The organism is Psychrobacter sp. C 20.9 (assembly GCF_001921765.1).
Lineage (GTDB): Bacteria > Pseudomonadota > Gammaproteobacteria > Pseudomonadales > Moraxellaceae > Psychrobacter > Psychrobacter piscatorii_B.
In genome coordinates this window covers 12,644-30,159 of the sequence record NZ_MRYC01000004.1, presented here as the reverse complement: position 1 = coordinate 30,159, position 17,516 = coordinate 12,644, and the positions used below count along the sequence as shown (strand labels likewise).

The 17,516-nt window shown below is 44.1% G+C and carries 13 protein-coding genes and 1 tRNA gene; 11 read left to right on the top strand and 3 right to left on the bottom strand.

Annotated elements, in window-relative coordinates:
* Positions 1-66 precede the first annotated feature (66 nt).
* From BTW00_RS03470 to BTW00_RS03460, 3 genes are all read right to left on the bottom strand, one after another.
* Positions 67-151: transfer RNA gene (locus BTW00_RS03470), tRNA-Leu, on the bottom strand.
* A gap of 219 nt (positions 152-370) precedes the next feature.
* On the bottom strand, positions 371-2,146 hold the full coding sequence (locus BTW00_RS03465) for a sigma 54-interacting transcriptional regulator (protein ID WP_075106248.1): 1,776 nt from the start codon (positions 2,144-2,146) through the stop codon (positions 371-373).
* An 82-nt stretch (positions 2,147-2,228) separates the two neighbouring features.
* The gene (locus tag BTW00_RS03460) at positions 2,229-3,599 is read right to left on the bottom strand and encodes a nitrogen regulation protein NR(II) (protein WP_075106247.1); all 1,371 of its coding nucleotides are present in this window, start codon (positions 3,597-3,599) and stop codon (positions 2,229-2,231) included.
* Positions 3,600-3,734: 135 nt separating this feature from the next.
* Here BTW00_RS03460 and rimO point away from each other — a divergent pair, with 135 nt between their 5' ends.
* From rimO to lpxA, 11 genes are all read left to right on the top strand, one after another.
* Positions 3,735-5,330, top strand: coding sequence for a 30S ribosomal protein S12 methylthiotransferase RimO (gene rimO / locus BTW00_RS03455; protein ID WP_075106246.1), 1,596 nt, complete (start codon positions 3,735-3,737; stop codon positions 5,328-5,330).
* 172 nt (positions 5,331-5,502) lie between these two features.
* Positions 5,503-6,228 carry a UMP kinase gene (gene pyrH, locus BTW00_RS03450; protein WP_075106245.1) on the top strand — a complete coding sequence of 242 codons (726 nt, stop codon included), beginning with the start codon at positions 5,503-5,505 and terminating at the stop codon, positions 6,226-6,228.
* A gap of 128 nt (positions 6,229-6,356) precedes the next feature.
* Positions 6,357-6,911 (top strand): ribosome recycling factor, encoded by a 555-nt coding sequence (frr, locus tag BTW00_RS03445; protein WP_075106244.1) that lies wholly within the window; start codon positions 6,357-6,359, stop codon positions 6,909-6,911.
* 280 nt (positions 6,912-7,191) lie between these two features.
* Entirely contained in the window at positions 7,192-7,950 is a 759-nt protein-coding gene (gene uppS, locus BTW00_RS03440; RefSeq protein ID WP_071003453.1) for a polyprenyl diphosphate synthase, read from the top strand.
* A gap of 175 nt (positions 7,951-8,125) precedes the next feature.
* The gene (locus tag BTW00_RS03435; protein WP_075106243.1) at positions 8,126-8,935 is read left to right on the top strand and encodes a phosphatidate cytidylyltransferase; all 810 of its coding nucleotides are present in this window, start codon (positions 8,126-8,128) and stop codon (positions 8,933-8,935) included.
* 170 nt (positions 8,936-9,105) lie between these two features.
* Positions 9,106-10,314 (top strand): 1-deoxy-D-xylulose-5-phosphate reductoisomerase, encoded by a 1,209-nt coding sequence (ispC, locus tag BTW00_RS03430; protein ID WP_075106242.1) that lies wholly within the window; start codon positions 9,106-9,108, stop codon positions 10,312-10,314.
* A gap of 117 nt (positions 10,315-10,431) precedes the next feature.
* Positions 10,432-11,808, top strand: a complete 1,377-nt coding sequence (rseP, locus tag BTW00_RS03425; RefSeq protein ID WP_058023668.1) for an RIP metalloprotease RseP — start codon at positions 10,432-10,434, stop codon at positions 11,806-11,808.
* 262 nt (positions 11,809-12,070) lie between these two features.
* Positions 12,071-14,491, top strand: a complete 2,421-nt coding sequence (gene bamA / locus BTW00_RS03420; RefSeq protein ID WP_075106241.1) for an outer membrane protein assembly factor BamA — start codon at positions 12,071-12,073, stop codon at positions 14,489-14,491.
* 146 nt (positions 14,492-14,637) lie between these two features.
* A complete protein-coding gene (gene lpxD, locus BTW00_RS03415; protein WP_075106240.1) occupies positions 14,638-15,654 on the top strand; it encodes a UDP-3-O-(3-hydroxymyristoyl)glucosamine N-acyltransferase in 1,017 nt (338 codons plus the stop codon).
* Between the two features lie 52 nt (positions 15,655-15,706).
* Positions 15,707-16,243, top strand: coding sequence for a 3-hydroxyacyl-ACP dehydratase FabZ (fabZ, locus tag BTW00_RS03410; RefSeq protein WP_058023665.1), 537 nt, complete (start codon positions 15,707-15,709; stop codon positions 16,241-16,243).
* Between the two features lie 173 nt (positions 16,244-16,416).
* Positions 16,417-17,196, top strand: a complete 780-nt coding sequence (gene lpxA, locus BTW00_RS03405; protein WP_075106384.1) for an acyl-ACP--UDP-N-acetylglucosamine O-acyltransferase — start codon at positions 16,417-16,419, stop codon at positions 17,194-17,196.
* Positions 17,197-17,516 lie beyond the last annotated feature (320 nt).

The following is a 17,516-nucleotide window of genomic DNA, read 5'->3' as shown; positions in this document are numbered from 1 at the left end:
ACATAAAAAAACCTGCTCGAAAGCAGGTCTAGTATAGGTTTGAGAACTTTTATCACTATCCGAAAATGGTGGGGCTGGAGAGACTCGAACTCTCACACCTTGCGGCGCCAGAACCTAAATCTGGTGCGTCTACCAATTCCGCCACAGCCCCATTTTCCGTTACTCTATCATCAAAAGCGATTAAGTTCAAACGCTATCTAGACAGTTAACTGATTCGGTAGTGCGTCTCAGTGGTTGGCTATTATATAGAGTTTGAATTTTTGGTCAACCCCTAATTGCGATTATTTTTAATTATTTTGCATTTATTTTCACGTATTTTTATAAATAATTGATATTAATGGCTTTTTAATATTGCGTTTTAAGCCTTTATTTACTCTTTGGATGGCACTCTGGGTGCAGAGATATCTAACTGCTGTAATTTACGGGTCAGGGTATTGCGACCCCAACCAAGTAAGCTTGCTGCTTCTATCTTTTTGCCACCACTATGGTTGAGTGCTGCTGTCAATAAAACCCGCTCAAACTCAGGTGTGGCCGTTTGTAGAATATCAGTTTCGCCTGTATTGAGAGACTGCTCAGCCCAGATAGCGAGCGCTTTTTGCCAATTTGGACTGGCAGGAGCTTGAGTGACTTGATTATTTTGGCTGTGATTATTTTGGCTGTGATTATTTAAGTCATCTTTATTTTGCAGTTGAGGGTTTTCTGTATTTGCTTGTGGTGACGAGTCGTGTTCTTGGTCTAGCTCTGAGTCTGTAGGCGTGTTTTCTAATAGCTCTGGTGGCAAATCTGTCGCCATTACCGTGTCACCAGTTGCCATCACTGTCAGCCATAGGCAGACATTCTCAAGTTGACGCACATTGCCGCGCCAGTCAAAGGTCTGCATCATCTGTAAGGCCGCAGGATGCAAATGTTTCGGTGTTGTGTTCATTTGCTCAGCTGCAGACTGCATAAAGTAGGTCGCTAATGCAGGAATGTCTTCGGGGCGTTTACGCAGTGGTGGCAGCGGTAGACGAATGACATTGAGACGATAAAACAAATCTTCACGGAAACGATTTTGTTTGACTAATTCTTCCAGGTTTTGATGAGTGGCGGCGATGATACGGACATCTACTTGGATCGGCTGCTGTCCACCAACGCGGTAAAACTCGCCATTGGCCAGTACGCGTAACAGACGTGTTTGGGTACTAAAGGGCATATCGCCAATTTCGTCCAAAAATAACGTACCGCCATTAGCCTGCTCAAAACGTCCTTGACGAGTTGTCGTTGCACCAGTGAACGCGCCTTTTTCGTGACCAAATAATTCAGACTCAATCAAATCATGTGGTATGGCTGCCATATTAAGTGCGATAAATGGTTGCTGTTTGCGCGGTGAGTGCTGATGCAAGGCACTGGCAACCAACTCTTTACCTGTTCCTGACTCTCCAGTAATTAAGACCGAGATGGGGGACTGCGCCAATCTACCAATGGCACGAAACACGGTTTGCATGGCTTGTGACTGACCGATGATACCGCTCGGATTGCTACTACCTTTAGAGGCAGTTATCACATCAGTTTTACTTTTGCTGTGTTTAGAGGATTTACTGGCAGGTGTTTCAGGTTTTACATCACTGTCAGCGCGCGCGTCAGTTGTGATTTGGGTATCAGGCTCGTTCGAATAATGAGCTATCGCCATATTTGGCTGGTAGTTGATCGCTTTATAGATAGTGGCAACAGCATCATCTAGGTCAAAGGGCTTTGGCAAATATTCAAATGCACCGGTCTGATAGCTATTAATCGCAGAGGTGAGGTCCGAGTGCGCTGTCATAATGACAATCGGCATGTCCGGAAAATGCTGGTGTACCCAGTCGCTAAATGACAATCCATCCATCATTGGCATACGAATATCAGTCAATATCACATCTGGCAGCTGTGTGCCGGACTCCTGCTGTTTTAGTGCATCATTGAGCCGAGTCCATGCTGCCTGCGCTTGGGTAAAACTGATAACGGTCAATCCAGCATCTTCAAACGTATCTGCCAATACCATACGCAGCGCTGCATCATCGTCGATTAACCAGAGCGTTGCAGGCTGATCGCTGGGTGCATTGTTGACGGTGACTATTGGAGAGTGTGCATCGCTTTTAGGGTTTTGGTTGTCACTGTATTGGGTCATGTATCGGGCCTAATGAGCAATTGTTATTGTCGGTTTGGGATTGGATGTCTTACAATTTAGCAGTTTTATGCCGCCATGTGTTCTATGATTCAGTGACGGGCTGGGTAAAAGGCAGATATAGTGTAAAGCGTGTTTGCTTGCCGTTCGCCTCCTCTGTAGAGCTCACATCAATCATACCATGATGATGGCTGATAATATCTTGTACGATAGATAAGCCAAGGCCAGTACCTGCTGCACGGCTGGTCACCATCGGAAAAAATATTTGTCCGATAAGTGCCGGATCAATGCCCGAACCATTGTCAGTGATAGTGATTTGCAGCACTTGCTTGTGCTGCTGCCCGACAATCGTATGCTGAAAGGCAACGCGCGTTTGAATGTGCAAGGTTGGCTGATAAGCAGTTTCTCTATCGGTCTGCACATCGGTTAATGGTAACTCCTTGGACGCAGAGAGCTTGTTCTGCTGTAGCGTTTGCTCAAACTCAGTCATAGACTCACACGCATTATTCATAATATTTAAAAATACCTGAATCAATTGGTCTTTGTCAGCACACAACTCAGGCAATGACAAATCATAATCCCTCTGTATCGTCACTTGTGGGTATTGACTGACTACCAAGGTCAAAACATGCTCTAGTGGTTCATGGACATTCAGCGTTTGCCAGTTTGGCAGCTGATTTGAGCCAAGCAGTTGAGCAATCAGATGTGTCAAACGGTCAGTTTCTGAGATGATAATATCGGTATAGTTACGCAGCTTTTGATTCATTTTTTGCAAATCATCGTTTGTGCCAGCGCTAGTGTCCTGTGAGATACTGAGCGCGTTAGAGTGACTGTTAGCCGCCGTCGTATTCGCATCACTGAATTTAATAAACTGTCGCTGTAATAACTGCGCTGCACCCCGAATGCCCGCAAGTGGGTTTTTGATTTCATGTGCGACCGATCGTAGCATGTGACGAGCAACCGCATATTGCTGCTGCTGGCGCTGCTCCTCTGAGATGCGACTTTGGCGGTCTTTGCCCCACATCTCGATGATGAAATACGACTGCTGCTCATAGATAACAGGCGTCACGCTATAGTCGACCGAAAGTAGTAGGTTGCCATTCAAAGGCGTTTGGATGACATGATCATGGTCAATGAAAGGCTGCTGGTAGTTTTGTGCTTGATTGAACCGCTCTGTCAAAGAGTAGAGGGGTTCATCCAGAGGTTTATTTTCACTATCATCACTGACATTGTCGATAGAAGCGTTTTCTTTTAATTTTAATTCATCGGGTGCCAATAGCGTCAAGATAGACTGGTTGATTAACCTCCCACTACTAATAGCCAGTAATTGCTCTGCCTGAGCATTTAAACGGGTTATCGATAACTGATCATTGACCCACAAAATAGCGGTGAATAGATGCTGTGATACGAATGCTAAATCAGGGGTGGTTTTGGTGGTGATAAAATCAGCAGTCATGGATAGTGCCCAGAAAAATAGGATGTTTGAGTCAATATTTAACCATAAATCAAGACTATAGAGCGGCAAAACTGGTGATTTTTGCAAAAAAAACGTACAATGCGCTCAGCCAATTTATCTCTAGCAAGGTCAGCCATGTCCAAAACTTCTACCGAGTCAGTGAACACGACAATGACAGCCCCTACGTCAGCCGTAAAAGACACTGCCACTATCTTTAATCCTGCAAAGCCATCAATACCGCAAGAGCAGAGTCAGACAGATGTCAGTCAAACATATGCTGACCAGCCTTATCATCATAAAGCCAACCACAATCAAAACCGCAGCATTACTCAAAGCAGCCACGCTACTTCAGCCTCGACGGCTAATGCAACTGCCACGATGCCAGTGACTATAGCGCCAAAGATTGGATTTGTGTCACTAGGTTGCCCAAAAGCCTTGGTGGATAGTGAGCGTATTATTACTGAGCTGAGCCGTGACGGTTATCAAGTCGCAAGCGACTATGATGGTGCGGACTTGGTTGTGGTCAATACCTGCGGCTTTATTGAGTCAGCCGTTCAAGAGTCGCTTGATGCGATTGGCGAGGCCATTAGCAAAAACGGTAAAGTGATTGTCACTGGTTGCCTAGGCAAAGAAGCGGAAAAAATCCGTGAAATGCATCCCGCTGTACTCGCAGTGACAGGCGCACATGCCTATGACGAAGTGATTACGGCCGTTGCACAGCACGTGCCAAGGCCAAATCGCAGCTTGGATGCCAACTATGATCCAAAAATAGATTTGATCAATGAAGCGGGGGTCAAACTGACGCCAAGTCATTATGCATATCTAAAAATCTCAGAAGGCTGCAACCACCGCTGTACGTTCTGCATTATCCCAAGCTTACGCGGTGATTTGGTATCGCGCCCGATCGATAATGTCATGAACGAAGCCATGGCACTCAAAAAAGCGGGCGTGAAAGAGCTGCTTATTATTTCGCAAGACACTTCAGCTTACGGTCTTGATCTCAAATATAAGACCAGCTTTTGGAACGGTATGCCGCTTAAGTCTAAGTTTTATGATTTATGCCAAGCATTGAACGATTTGGGTATTTGGGTACGCCTGCATTATGTCTATCCATACCCACATGTAGACAAAGTCGTTGAGCTAATGGGCGAAAAGAAACTGCTTCCTTATCTCGATATTCCTTTTCAGCATGCCAGTCATCGTATCCTAAAAGCGATGAAACGTCCTGCACACAGCGAAAACACCTTGGCTCGTATCAAAGCATGGCGTGATATCTGCCCTGATATCGTGATTCGTTCAACCTTTGTGGTTGGCTTCCCGGGTGAGACTGAAGAAGATTTTCAGTGCTTGCTTGATTGGCTAGTAGAAGCGCGACTTGATCGTGTGGGAGCATTTACGTATTCAGAAGTAGAAGGTGCTGTCGCCAATGATTTGCCAAACCATGTGCCTGAAGACGTCAAGCAATCTCGCTACGAGCGTTTGATGGCGCTGCAACAAGATATCTCAGCGCAAAAACTACAAGAAAAAGTCGGCAAAACCTTAATGGTATTGGTTGATGAGATTGATAGTGATGAGAATATCGCTATTTGCCGCAGTTATGCTGATGCGCCTGAAATTGACGGGCATGTCTATGTTGATGACATTACTGCTCAAGTCAAAGTTGGGCAGTTCCTGACCGTGACGATTGATGATGCCAGCGAATATGATCTATTTGCCAGTTATCAAGGTTAAGTGTTCGACAAGATATACGAGTGAAAATTGCCCAATAGCGGGCAGTTTTTGCTACAATTAGCGCAATTTAGCCTGTTTAATACGCTTGTCTTTAAGTGCAGCGTTACGGGCAAACTTGATTTGTGTTTTACCCATAATTTTCTTTATAATTTCATGATAATAAGGTGACCTCATGTCTGACAAAAACCCGCGTTACGCCCGTATCTTGCTAAAACTCTCTGGTGAAGCCTTGGCTGGTAGCAAAGACATGGGTATTGATACCGAAGTGCTCGATAAAATGAGCCTGTCTATCGCTCATTTGCGTGGACTAGGTGTTCAGGTTGGTATCGTGGTTGGCGGTGGCAACTTATATCGCGGCGCACAATTACAAAAAGAAGGTTTGGTTGGCCGTGTGACGGGTGATCAGATGGGTATGCTAGCCACTGTCATGAATGGTCTGGCGATGCGTGATGCGCTTGAGCGTCGTAATATCAAAACGCGTTTGATGTCTGCATTGCCAATTGGTGAGGTCACCGAAAGCTATAGCAGTCGTAATGCGATTCGCTATCTCAAAAATGGTGAAGTGTGTATCTTTGTTGCCGGAACAGGCAACCCATTCTTTACCACTGATACGGCTGCTTGTTTGCGTGGTATCGAGATTGAAGCTGGCTTGATTTTGAAAGCGACTAAGGTTGATGGCGTTTATGACAAAGACCCAAGCGTACACGATGATGCAGTCAAATATGACGGCCTGACCTTTGATGAAGTGTTAGAGCAGAAACTTGGCGTGATGGATTTGACTGCTATCGCGCTATGCCGCGAGCATAACGTACCGCTACAAGTGTTTGATATGACCAAACCTAATGCATTGCTAAATGTCATCATGGGTGAAAACGAAGGCACACGCGTTTTTCATTAATTAATTCCCTGAATTGATGTAGCGTTGATCGGTCACTTCAGAGAGTGGCTAATAACGAAAAGTAGCTAATAACAAATATCCCAATAGCAAATAAAAAATTTGTCGATAGCGATAAATAAGGACACACAATGATTAAAGAGATTAAGCAAGATGGCGAAGCGCGTATGCAAAAAACGCTAGAAGCGCTTGAGAGCACTTTCAGTAAAGTTCGCACTGGACGTGCGCATCCAGGTATGTTGTCAGGTGTTATGGTCAGCTACTATGGTGCACCAACCCCCCTAAACCAAGTCGCCAGCGTCAACGTTGAAGACTCGCGTACGCTATTGGTTCAGCCATTTGACCGTACGATGGTACAAGCAGTAGACAAAGCCATTCGCGAAGCAGATCTGGGCCTAAACCCAATGACAGCGGATGTGATTCGTGTGCCCATGCCAGCGTTGACCGAAGACACCCGCCGCGATATGCAAAAACTTGCTCGCGGAGAAGCAGAGAGCAGCCGTGTGTCTATCCGTAATATTCGCCGTGATATGATGAATGACATCAAAGATCTAGCAAAAGAAAAAGAGATCTCAGAAGATGATGAGCGCCGTGCTAACGATGACATCCAAAAAATCACTGACAAGTACATTGAAACTATCGATAGCCGCCTCAGCAAAAAAGAAAGCGACTTGATGGAAGTTTAATAAGAGCAGTTTTGCCATTCATCATTTATGGCAAAACTTAGTTCAGAGTATTATCTACATTTTAGCAGCCAATACCTTGTAGTTATTGGCTGCTTATTATGACATGGATAATATGATTTATTAATGTGAGTGCAGTTTGCTGATATTTCTTAAATATATTGTAAGCTATAAAAATTTTGATCGCTAAGTTATGATAAATTTGTGAATTATTTACATGGCGCTTTTAATCGCCACTGCACACGTTATTATTATTTTACCTTAACAATAAGCAAGTTTGCCTATGTCCACTTCAGCCGTTACGGCTCCTAACATTCTTCCTCGTCATATCGCTATTATCATGGATGGTAATAACAGATATGGCAAAGCCAATAACCTGGGTAAAGGTCAAGGTCACATAGCTGGTAAAACTGCTTTAGACCCTATCGTAGAATATTGTGTCGAGACCGGTATTGAAGTACTGACTGTTTTTGCTTTCTCTAGCGAAAATTGGCAGCGACCACCTAGTGAAGTTGCACTATTAATGCAGTTGTTGGCATCGACCATTGATGAGCAAATGCCGCGTATGAAAAAATACTGTATTCGCTTACGTTTTATCGGTGATCGCAGTCAGCTTAGTGAAGAATTACAAGCGTTAATGGCGGATGCCGAAGCAGAAACTGCAAGCTTTGATGCCATGACATTAGTCATTGCGATTAGCTACGGTGGACAATGGGATATTGCTCATGCAGCAAAACAGCTGGCACAACAAGTGCAGGCAGGTGAGTTGAGGGCTGAAGATATTAGTGCAGAAATGCTCGGTGAGCAAGTACAACTGGCAGACGCCCCAGCAGTAGACATGCTGGTTCGTACCGGTGGTGATTATCGAATATCGAATTTTTTATTATGGCAAGCGGCCTATGCGGAGTTGTTTTTCACGCCAACTTTATGGCCAGATTTTGTTCCAGAAGAGCTGGCTTCGATGATGGCTGAGTTTGCACAGCGTCAACGCCGTTTTGGTAAAACCAGCGAGCAGGTAGGGATAGAGCAGCATAGTCGCTGATGCAATAGTAGCCATAAAAATTCAGACAGTATTCTCTAGGTCGCTAATACCGCTTGCTTACGAGATGATAAACCGTTTTAATGAGGGTCAATGCTATTAATGGGCACAGGTCTATCAACTGTTATAATGCATTTTTTTGACTGTACCTTCTTCATTATTATAAGGCTCGATAAGTATGTGGCAACGAATTAGAACGGCAATAGTTCTCGTTATTATCGTTGGTATTGCAATGTTTGCGAGCCAAACCCCTATTTTATTCGCACCGCTTTTAGCGGTTGGCGTCATTATCGCAGCTCATGAGTGGGCGAAGTTGATGCCGAAGTGGCGTCAACCTATTGTCTTTGTGCTACTAGTTTTAGTGATAACTGTCGTATCGCTTATGTTTAAGGTGACTTGGTTATTCTGGTGGACGGCCTCGCTTGTCATATGGCTGATGGCACTGTCTTGGGTACGTGCATTCCCAACACAGACAAAATGGTACGGAAAACATCTAGCGTTGTTGGGTGTGGTTATTTTGACAGCCTCCATTACTGCGATTTTTTACCTCTGGCAGCTATCAGCATGGTGGCTACTTTATGTGTTTTTATTGGTCTGGTGTGCTGATAGCGGTGCTTATTTTGTTGGTCGTAAGCTTGGCCGCCGAAAAATGGCACCCAATGTCTCACCCAATAAGAGTATGGAAGGATTGGCCGGTGGTTTGATTACAGGTCTACTGGTAGTCGTTGCGATCAGTGTGTTTAAGCTACAACTGACGGGCGCATCGCTAGTCGCCTTTGTGGCACTATCGGCGCTAACGATTCTGGCTTCTGTGCTTGGTGATCTTTTTGAATCAATGCTCAAGCGCCGTGCTGATGTCAAAGACTCTGGTACCATCTTACCAGGGCATGGCGGTGTACTTGATCGTATTGATTCATTGCTATCTGCAACTCCGATATTTGCACTTGGCTTTTGGGCGATACAGCAGCTAGGTTTGATTGTGGTATAAGACAAAGTCACTTAGCTGACTTTATGGTGTGATAGGTAAGTGAAGTGACCGTTTTGGTTAGTCTTTTACAATGGTCTTATTTATTGCTATATAGCTTTATTGCCTTTTATACTGTTCAACCCTCATTTATTCTTTTCTCCTTCTCTAAATATTAAATATCATAGGCATTAATGGTTATGACGCAACGCATCGCCGTACTAGGCGCGACAGGCTCGATTGGCGATAGCACGTTAGCAATATTAGCGGCGCAACCGCAACATTATGAAGTTTACGCATTGTCAGGCTACCACCGTTTAGATAAGCTATTTGCGCTTTGTCAGCAGTTTTTGCCTAAGCGCGTCAGCGTGCCAACAGCCGCTGTGGATGATTTTGCCAAAAAGCTTAAAGCAGCAGGGATTGATAGTGATGTAGTAGGGGGCGAGGAAGGTCTAGTAGATATAGCCACTGATTCACAAACTGATACTGTCGTTGCTGCTATCGTAGGCGCAGCAGGACTGCCTTCTACCTTAGCCGCAGCACGCGCAGGTAAGCGTATTTTGCTCGCCAATAAAGAAGCGCTGGTGATGGCAGGGCAGGTCATGATCAATGCGGTCAAAAAACATAATGCTACGTTGTTACCCCTAGACTCTGAGCACAATGCTATTTTCCAGTGCTTACCACTCGCTATTCAGCAAGACAACACCCAAATTCATCAGCCAAATCATGGTGTACGCAAACTGTGGTTGACGGCTTCAGGTGGCCCATTTTTGCAGCAGTCTTTTGAACAGATGCAGCAAGCAACTGTTGCAGAGGCAGTCAAGCACCCTAACTGGTCAATGGGCCAGAAGATATCTGTCGACTCAGCCACAATGATGAATAAAGGACTTGAGCTGATCGAGGCTTGTCATTTATTTGATTTGCCTGAAAATAAGATAAATGTGGTCATTCATCCACAAAGTATCATTCACTCAATGGTAGAATATAGCGATGGCAGCTTTTTAGCACAGCTTGGCAGTCCAGATATGAAAACCCCAATTGCCCATGCGCTCAGTTACCCGAGCCGTATTGATAGTGGCTCGCAGCCATTAGATTTATATGCACTTAGTGGTTTGGAGTTCGTCGAGCCTGATCTGCAAAAATTTGCCTGTCTACGCCTTGCTCGTCAAGCAATGCAAGCAGGTACGCAGGCGACTATTGTACTAAATGCAGCCAATGAAATTGCAGTGGCGGCGTTTTTGGATGGACAAATTCGTTTAACTAACATTGCTGATATCAATGAGCGTGCCTTAAACGATATACAGCTGCCACCATTAAACGAAACGGCTGACATAGAAGATATATTAGCCATTGACAAGATAGCACGTCACCTTACTGATAAGCTTGTGGCAAAATTGGCATAATCGTAGCAATCATTAGCCATAAATAGCCTCTTGGTTAAAAAATGGTACTAATAAACGATATCAGTGAAGATGTTGATGTTGATAAAAGATGCTAAGCAACAATACTGAGAAAAGATCATGACGTTTTTATTAACGCTTCTTGCGGCAATATTTGTCTTAGGTCCACTCATTGCCTTACATGAGTGGGGGCACTATATCGTGGCACGGATGTGCGGCGTCAAAGTATTAACGTACTCTATCGGTTTTGGCCCTAAACTATTTGGTTGGACCAGCAAAAAAAGTGGCATCGATTATCGTATCTCAGCATTGCCACTGGGCGGCTATGTCAAAATGCTTGATGAGCGTGAAGGCAATGTCGCAAAAGATGAACAGCATCTTGCGTTTAATTATCAGCATCCGCTCAAGAAGATTGCGATTGTAGCCGCTGGGCCTATCATGAATTTCATCATTGCTATTGCGCTCTTTTGGGTGTTGTTTATGACGCCGTCTGAGCAATTGGCTACCAAAATTGGGCAAGTACTGCCAGATACTCCAGCTGCGATGGCGCAGTTACCTGTCGGTGATAAGATTGTTGCGATTGATGGGCACGATGTACAGACGTGGGAAGGTATCAATTATCGCCTTGCAGGACGGATGGGTGAGACAGACAATGTGAGTATTACACTACAGTCAGATGCTCAAACCAATCAGTCGATCAAAACCTATCAAGCACCAGTCACACAATTTATGCAGGGTGATGCACAAGGTAAAGATGCATTGACCAGCTTTGGTATGTTACCGTGGCAGCCACAGATTGCCCCGATTGTCGGTGAATTGGCGCCTGATGGTGCGGCTAGCCGTCAAGGTCTACAGGTGGGCGATCGTATTACTGCCATCAATAATCAAAACATTGACGATTGGATTAGCGCCACGCGTATTATTCGTGATAATCCCGAGGTCCTGCTTGATTTTACCGTATTGCGTGATGACAAAACGGTGCAATTGCAAATTATGCCGCAAGGTAAAAAAGACAATTTGGGTAATGATTACGGTCAAATTGGCGCCATGGTTGATCAGACTGAGATTGTTATTCCTGATGCCTACAAAACCACCGTGGTTTATGGCCCTGGCGAGTCATTGGTTAAATCATTTGAGAAGACTGAGCAACTAGCCGTGATGACGGTAAGCTCGATGGGGAAAATGCTCTCAGGTATGATTGGTCTGGATAACTTGTCAGGTCCGATTACCATTGCCAAAGTCGCCAAGCAAAGCTTTGATATCAGTTGGCAGATGGTATTATCGACGGCTGCATTGATTAGCCTGAGTCTTGCTGTATTGAATCTTTTACCGATTCCAGTATTGGATGGTGGTCATATCGTTTATCATTTCATCGAACTGATTCGCGGTAAACCGCTCTCTGAAGGGGTGCAAATGGTGGGGTTAAATATCGGTTTACTCTTACTGGCAGGTTTCATGGTGTTAGCAATTGGTAATGACATCAGTAGGCTGTTTTGATCGGTTAATGAGTAATATAATCAATAAAGCACGATATACTAATGGTTTAATAGCTCTTACGCTTTGATTGTTGCTATTATACGCAAGATACTTTGTGTCATAGCCTCTGTACTAATCGTAATTTTTAGTTTATTTTGTGATTCTTTTTATATAAAGTGTTCTGAGTCAGCCATGCATGGAGTTGCGACTTTGTGCAAATGGGCTGGACAACATATGCTTTTTAACTTAACTTTAGCAAGTTTTTTATTGACGGATAGTGTTTATGCGTACGCCTTTATTTATGAGCGCGGCTGGGTTGCCGTTAGTTGTAGCGATGATGAGTATGCCGGTACAGGCTGCAGAATTTGTAGTGACTGACATCGGTTTCAATGGCTTACAACGCCTAACCCCTGATAGCCTCTATCCGGTTCTACCTATTACGGTAGGAGATACGGTCAATGACAGTAGCTTAGCGGCCAGTATCAAGGCACTGTATGCGACTGAAAACTTTGCTGATATTCAAAGCCGTGTCGAAGGTGGCAATCTAAGGTTTGATGTTATTGAACGTCCAACCATTGCCGAAGTGAATTTTGAAGGTAACAAGCTCATTCCTAAAGAAGGGCTTGAGCAAGGCCTTGGGAATGCTGGACTGTCTGTCGGTAATGTACTGAAGCAATCGACCCTGCAAGGCGTTGCTAATGAGCTGCAACAGCAGTATATCAGCCAAGGTTACTACAACAGTAATATTGAAGTAGATCAGACGGTACTTGATGGTAACCGCGTCAAGCTTGATGTGCGCTTTATCGAAGGTAAGCCTGCCAAAGTGGTTGATATCAATGTGATTGGTAACAAACACTTTAGTGATGAAGAGATCAAAGATGTCTTTGCTGTAAAAGAATCATCATGGACACGCTTGCTATCAAAATCTGATCGATATGCACAAGAAAAACTGGCCGCCAGTTTAGACAATTTAAAAGCATTGTATCAAAACGATGGTTATGTGCGTTTCGCAGTAGATAACGCGGTACTCAATATTAGTGAAGATAAACGTAGTGTGTTCATCGAAGTCAGTTTGAGTGAAGGTGAGCAGTATCAGTTTGGTGACGTCAATTTCTTAGGTAAGCCTACTTTTGATAACGACGAACTAAAAGAGTTGGTTACTTTTGCGCCTAATGAAAAATATTCACAGGCCAAACTGGATGACACCACAGCTGCGCTCAAAAGACGCTATGGTAACGAAGGGTATTATTTAGCTCAAGTTAGACCCGTACCACGCATTAATGACGACACCAAAATGGTTGACGTGGATTATTATATCGATCCTGCACGTCCTATTTATGTTCGCCGTATCAACTTCACAGGCAATCTAAAAACTCAAGATGAAGTATTGCGCCGTGAGATGCGTCAGTTGGAAGGCTCTCTTGCCTCTAGCGAAAAAATCCAGCTTTCACGTACACGTCTTATGCGTACCGGTTTCTTTAAAGCTGTTAACGTTGATGTAAAACCAGTACCCAATCAGCCAGATCAAGTAGATGTCAACTATACCGTAGAAGAGCAACCTTCTGGTAGTTCAACGATTGCAGCAGGTTACTCGCAGAGCGGCGGTGTTACTTTTCAGTTGGATTTGACCCAAAATAACTTTATGGGCACTGGTAACCGCGTTAAAGCCGCACTATCACGTTCAGAGACACGTGATTCGTATAGCTTAGGATATACCGATCCATACTTTACAGAAAATGGCGTCTCGCAGGGCATCAGTGCTTACTATCGCGAAACCAAATACGATGATAGAAACGTCAGTAATTATGTCACTGATGCCTACGGTGCTACGCTAAATTATAGCTATCCTGTGGATGAGACCAAGCGTGTCAGTGCTGGTCTAAATGTCGACAACACGACAGTACGTGGTGGTCGTTTCCTCGGCATATCAAACGCACAAGAAATCATCGATGACGGCGGTACTGTTGAAGACTTCACTGGAGATTTCGAAGGTCGTACTGGCTTTAAAAATGATTATCAGACTTACAACTTACTATTGGGCTGGGACTACAGCACACTAGATCGCCCAGTGTTTCCGACCAAAGGTATGAGCCACACTGTTGATGCTACCATTGGCCTTGGCGATTCTAGCTATCAGAAACTCGTTTATCGCGGCAACGTGTATTATCCGCTTTATAAAGATTGGATCGCGCGCGGTTATACCAAACTTGGCTATGGTAATGATTTGCCATTCTATGAAAACTTCTACGCGGGTGGTTATGGTTCAGTACGTGGTTATGAGTCTTCAACGTTAGGACCTAAGTCACAAGCTTATTATGATGCTATTAACGATCCCGCTGATCAGACGTATAGTACAGAAGAGGTTGGTGGTAATGCGTTAGTTAGTTTTGGTACCGAGCTAATTCTACCAATGCCGTTTAAAGGCGATTGGGCAGACCAAGTGCGTCCAGTACTATTTGCTGAAGGTGGTCAGGTATTCGATACAAGTGACAAAGAAGACCGTACCTTCGTTAATCCTGGCACCGGTGAGGATACAGGTGTACCACTATTGACCCAAGACAACGAATTCCGTTTTAGTGCAGGTGCAGGTGTGACTTGGTATACACCAATTGGTCCAATTTCACTCAGCTATGCCGTACCTTTTGGTGATAAAGAAGGGGACGAAACTGAAAAAGTCCAATTCCAGATCGGTAATACATTCTAGATCGCTAATATTATCTAAATATATCTAATCGTTCTCAAATATTTGTCTAAGTAAGTTAGAATGTCATTAGTTTCCAGTAGGTCGTCAAAACACATTGTTATTTTGACGACCGTTTTATATATAACAATAGTCTATTAATAGTCATTATGATAACGATTGAGCAACTTATCACTCGGATTGAGCAGCGTCAGCCCATTATCAATAAGGCTGATATTAGTGCTGAGCAGTTACGTCACCCATTTAACAGTGTTGGAAGTTTGACTACTGCTGACCAAAAGCAGCTAAGCTTTTTGGCAGACCCTCACTATATCTCTAGTTTGTCCGGTAGCCAAGCAGGTGCAGTATTGGTCACCCAAGCGTATCGTGACCAAGTACCTGAGTCGGCCTTAGCGTTGGTTGTCTCTGACCCATACCTAGCTTATGCCAGCGCTAGCCAACTATTTGCCCGTCAGTCACTATCTGCTGGAATCCATCCTAGTGCTGTGATCTCTGATAGCGCTGTGATTGGTGATGAGGTTAATATTGGTCCTTTTTGTGTTATTGGCGACTATGTGCAGATAGGAGCGCGTAGCTCACTTGATGCCCATGTAGTGATCGAGGCGCATTCTGAGATCGGTACTGACAGTGTTATCAAGTCGCAAGTGGTTATTGGCCATGATTGTGTCATTGGTAACTACGCAAGATTGCATGTGGGTGCGAGTATTGGTGCCGAAGGGTTTGGCTTTGCTCCTACCAAAAACCCTAGTGTTTCAGGCTGGGAGCGGATCGCTCAGCTAGGCCGTGTGATTATTGGTGATCATGTACGCATTGGTAGTCACACCTGTGTCGATCGCGGCGCCATTGATGATACGGTTATTGGCAATCATGTTATCATTGATAATTTGGTTCAAGTTGCTCATAACGTACGTATTGGTGACGGTACTGCCATTGCCTCCCAAACGGGTATTGCCGGTAGTACGACGATAGGTAAACGCTGCATTATTGGCGGTGCTGTCGGTATCACAGGGCATATCGAAATTACAGATGATGTGGTTTTATCAGGTATGACCATGGTTACCAAATCTATAAAAACTGCTGGTTCTTACTCTTCTGGAACTGCTGCTATGCCAACTGCTAATTGGCGCCGTGCAGCGGTACGCTTTCGTCAGCTTGGTCGTGATTAATGCGAACACATACAAACAATAAACATCCAAAACATAGCAAGGAAGCCTCATTATGAGCAATGACCATATAGATATCCCAACTGATGAAGACATCAAAAGCTTGGCTGAGCAAGGTCTTACCCTGCCACTAACGTATCATACGATTAAGCATTATTTACCACATCGTTATCCTTTTATGTTGGTCGATAGAGTGGTCGCTTGTACACCAGGAGAGTGCATTACGGGTATCAAAAATGTGACCATTAATGAAGAGTTTTTTAATGGGCATTTTCCTGACGAGCCAATCATGCCAGGGGTATTGATGGTAGAGGCAATGGCACAGGTTTCAGGCATACTTGGGTTCATTACCGCAGGTCTGACTTCAGAAGATGGCTATCTGTATTTGTTTGCTGGTGTGGATAAAGTGCGTTTTAAGCGCCGAGTCATTCCTGGTGATCAACTCACCATTCGTGCCAAGACAGTGATGCAGCGCCATGGTATTTATAAGTTTGATTGTACGGTGCATGTCGAAGACGAACTTGCTGCGAGTGCTCAAATCATGATTGCGCGTCAAGAGCAGCAAAAAATCAAAGACAGTAAAAGTGCCTAAGTTTGTAATAAGTTAGCATTCATAAAGCGCTATATCGAATCGATCTTCACAATTATAATGAGCTATTATATTGATATTTAACAAAGCAGCGGATATTGGCCTCATTCATGAAGCCAAACTGGCTGTATTTGGCTGACTATTTATTTGCATTAAATGATACAAGGGCCCACATCATGAGTCAGATTCACCCTACAGCACTCATTTCACCATCTGCACAGATTGATGAGACTGCCATCATTGGTCCCTACTGTATCGTTGGTGATGAGGTGTCAATTGGACCACATACTGTGTTGCATCGGCATGTCGTTGTAACTAGGTTGACTCGTATTGGTGCGTATAACCAGTTTTATCAGTTTGCGAGTGTTGGAGAGGATCCTCAGGATCTAAAGTATGCAGGTGAGCGTACTTGGCTTGAGATTGGCGATCACAATACGATTCGCGAAGCTTGTAGCCTACATCGCGGTACTGCACAAGATAGTGAGCTAACTAAGATAGGTAGTCATAACTTGTTGATGGTCAATACTCATGTGGCGCATGATTGTGTGATTGGCGATCATAATGTGCTGGCAAATAATGTGGGTGTTGCAGGTCATGTGACTATCGGCAGCCATACAATCATCGGTGGCAATTCAGGTATTCATCAGTTTTGTTCAGTAGATGATTACAGCTTAATAGGCGGTGCTAGTTTGATTTTAAAAGACGTCGCAGCGTTTACGATGGTGTCTGGTAATCCAGCAAAAGCTCATGGTCTAAATATCGAAGGCATGCGCCGAAAAGATTGGTCGAAAGAAACCATTGATGTCCTACGCCAAGCGTATCGTACTATTTTTAGATCCGGTTTGACGACAGCGCAAGCTTTAGAGGTTCTGCAAGGTGAGCTACTATCTCAAGAGCCAAAAGTTCAATTGTTGATTGATTCACTACAAAAAAGTCGTCGCGGGGTGGTGCGTTAAACGCATATTGAGCTACGATAGAAGCTAGGCTAGATAGTCGTTTTTTACAGTTTTAATCTGCCTAAATTTTATTAATAAAAGATAATATTGCTAAAAGCCATAACCAATTGTTATGGCTTTTTATATTTATGAGTGCTTGACTTTTTTTGTCGCTTAGCAGAAACTGAGCGTTTATGATATTGTAAACAATTCTTTCTTAATGTTACGGGGCACTTCACATCGAAGGCACTTCACATCGAAGTGTTCACTAAATAGTTTGATAGTAGTAGTCACTATTTATGATGATCAAGGAGGATTGTCAGTAGCGTTATTTGAAGTAC

Excerpts from the sequence above, each read along its gene's own strand:
- BTW00_RS03465 (WP_075106248.1), bottom strand. The coding sequence starts at position 2,146 with ATGACCCAATACAGTGACAACCAAAACCCTAAAAGCGATGCACACTCT.
- BTW00_RS03460 (WP_075106247.1), bottom strand. The coding sequence starts at position 3,599 with ATGACTGCTGATTTTATCACCACCAAAACCACCCCTGATTTAGCATTC.
- rimO (WP_075106246.1), top strand. The coding sequence starts at position 3,735 with ATGTCCAAAACTTCTACCGAGTCAGTGAACACGACAATGACAGCCCCT.
- pyrH (WP_075106245.1), top strand. The coding sequence starts at position 5,503 with ATGTCTGACAAAAACCCGCGTTACGCCCGTATCTTGCTAAAACTCTCT.
- frr (WP_075106244.1), top strand. The coding sequence starts at position 6,357 with ATGATTAAAGAGATTAAGCAAGATGGCGAAGCGCGTATGCAAAAAACG.
- uppS (WP_071003453.1), top strand. The coding sequence starts at position 7,192 with ATGTCCACTTCAGCCGTTACGGCTCCTAACATTCTTCCTCGTCATATC.
- BTW00_RS03435 (WP_075106243.1), top strand. The coding sequence starts at position 8,126 with ATGTGGCAACGAATTAGAACGGCAATAGTTCTCGTTATTATCGTTGGT.
- ispC (WP_075106242.1), top strand. The coding sequence starts at position 9,106 with ATGGTTATGACGCAACGCATCGCCGTACTAGGCGCGACAGGCTCGATT.
- rseP (WP_058023668.1), top strand. The coding sequence starts at position 10,432 with ATGACGTTTTTATTAACGCTTCTTGCGGCAATATTTGTCTTAGGTCCA.
- bamA (WP_075106241.1), top strand. The coding sequence starts at position 12,071 with ATGCGTACGCCTTTATTTATGAGCGCGGCTGGGTTGCCGTTAGTTGTA.
- lpxD (WP_075106240.1), top strand. The coding sequence starts at position 14,638 with ATGATAACGATTGAGCAACTTATCACTCGGATTGAGCAGCGTCAGCCC.
- fabZ (WP_058023665.1), top strand. The coding sequence starts at position 15,707 with ATGAGCAATGACCATATAGATATCCCAACTGATGAAGACATCAAAAGC.
- lpxA (WP_075106384.1), top strand. The coding sequence starts at position 16,417 with ATGAGTCAGATTCACCCTACAGCACTCATTTCACCATCTGCACAGATT.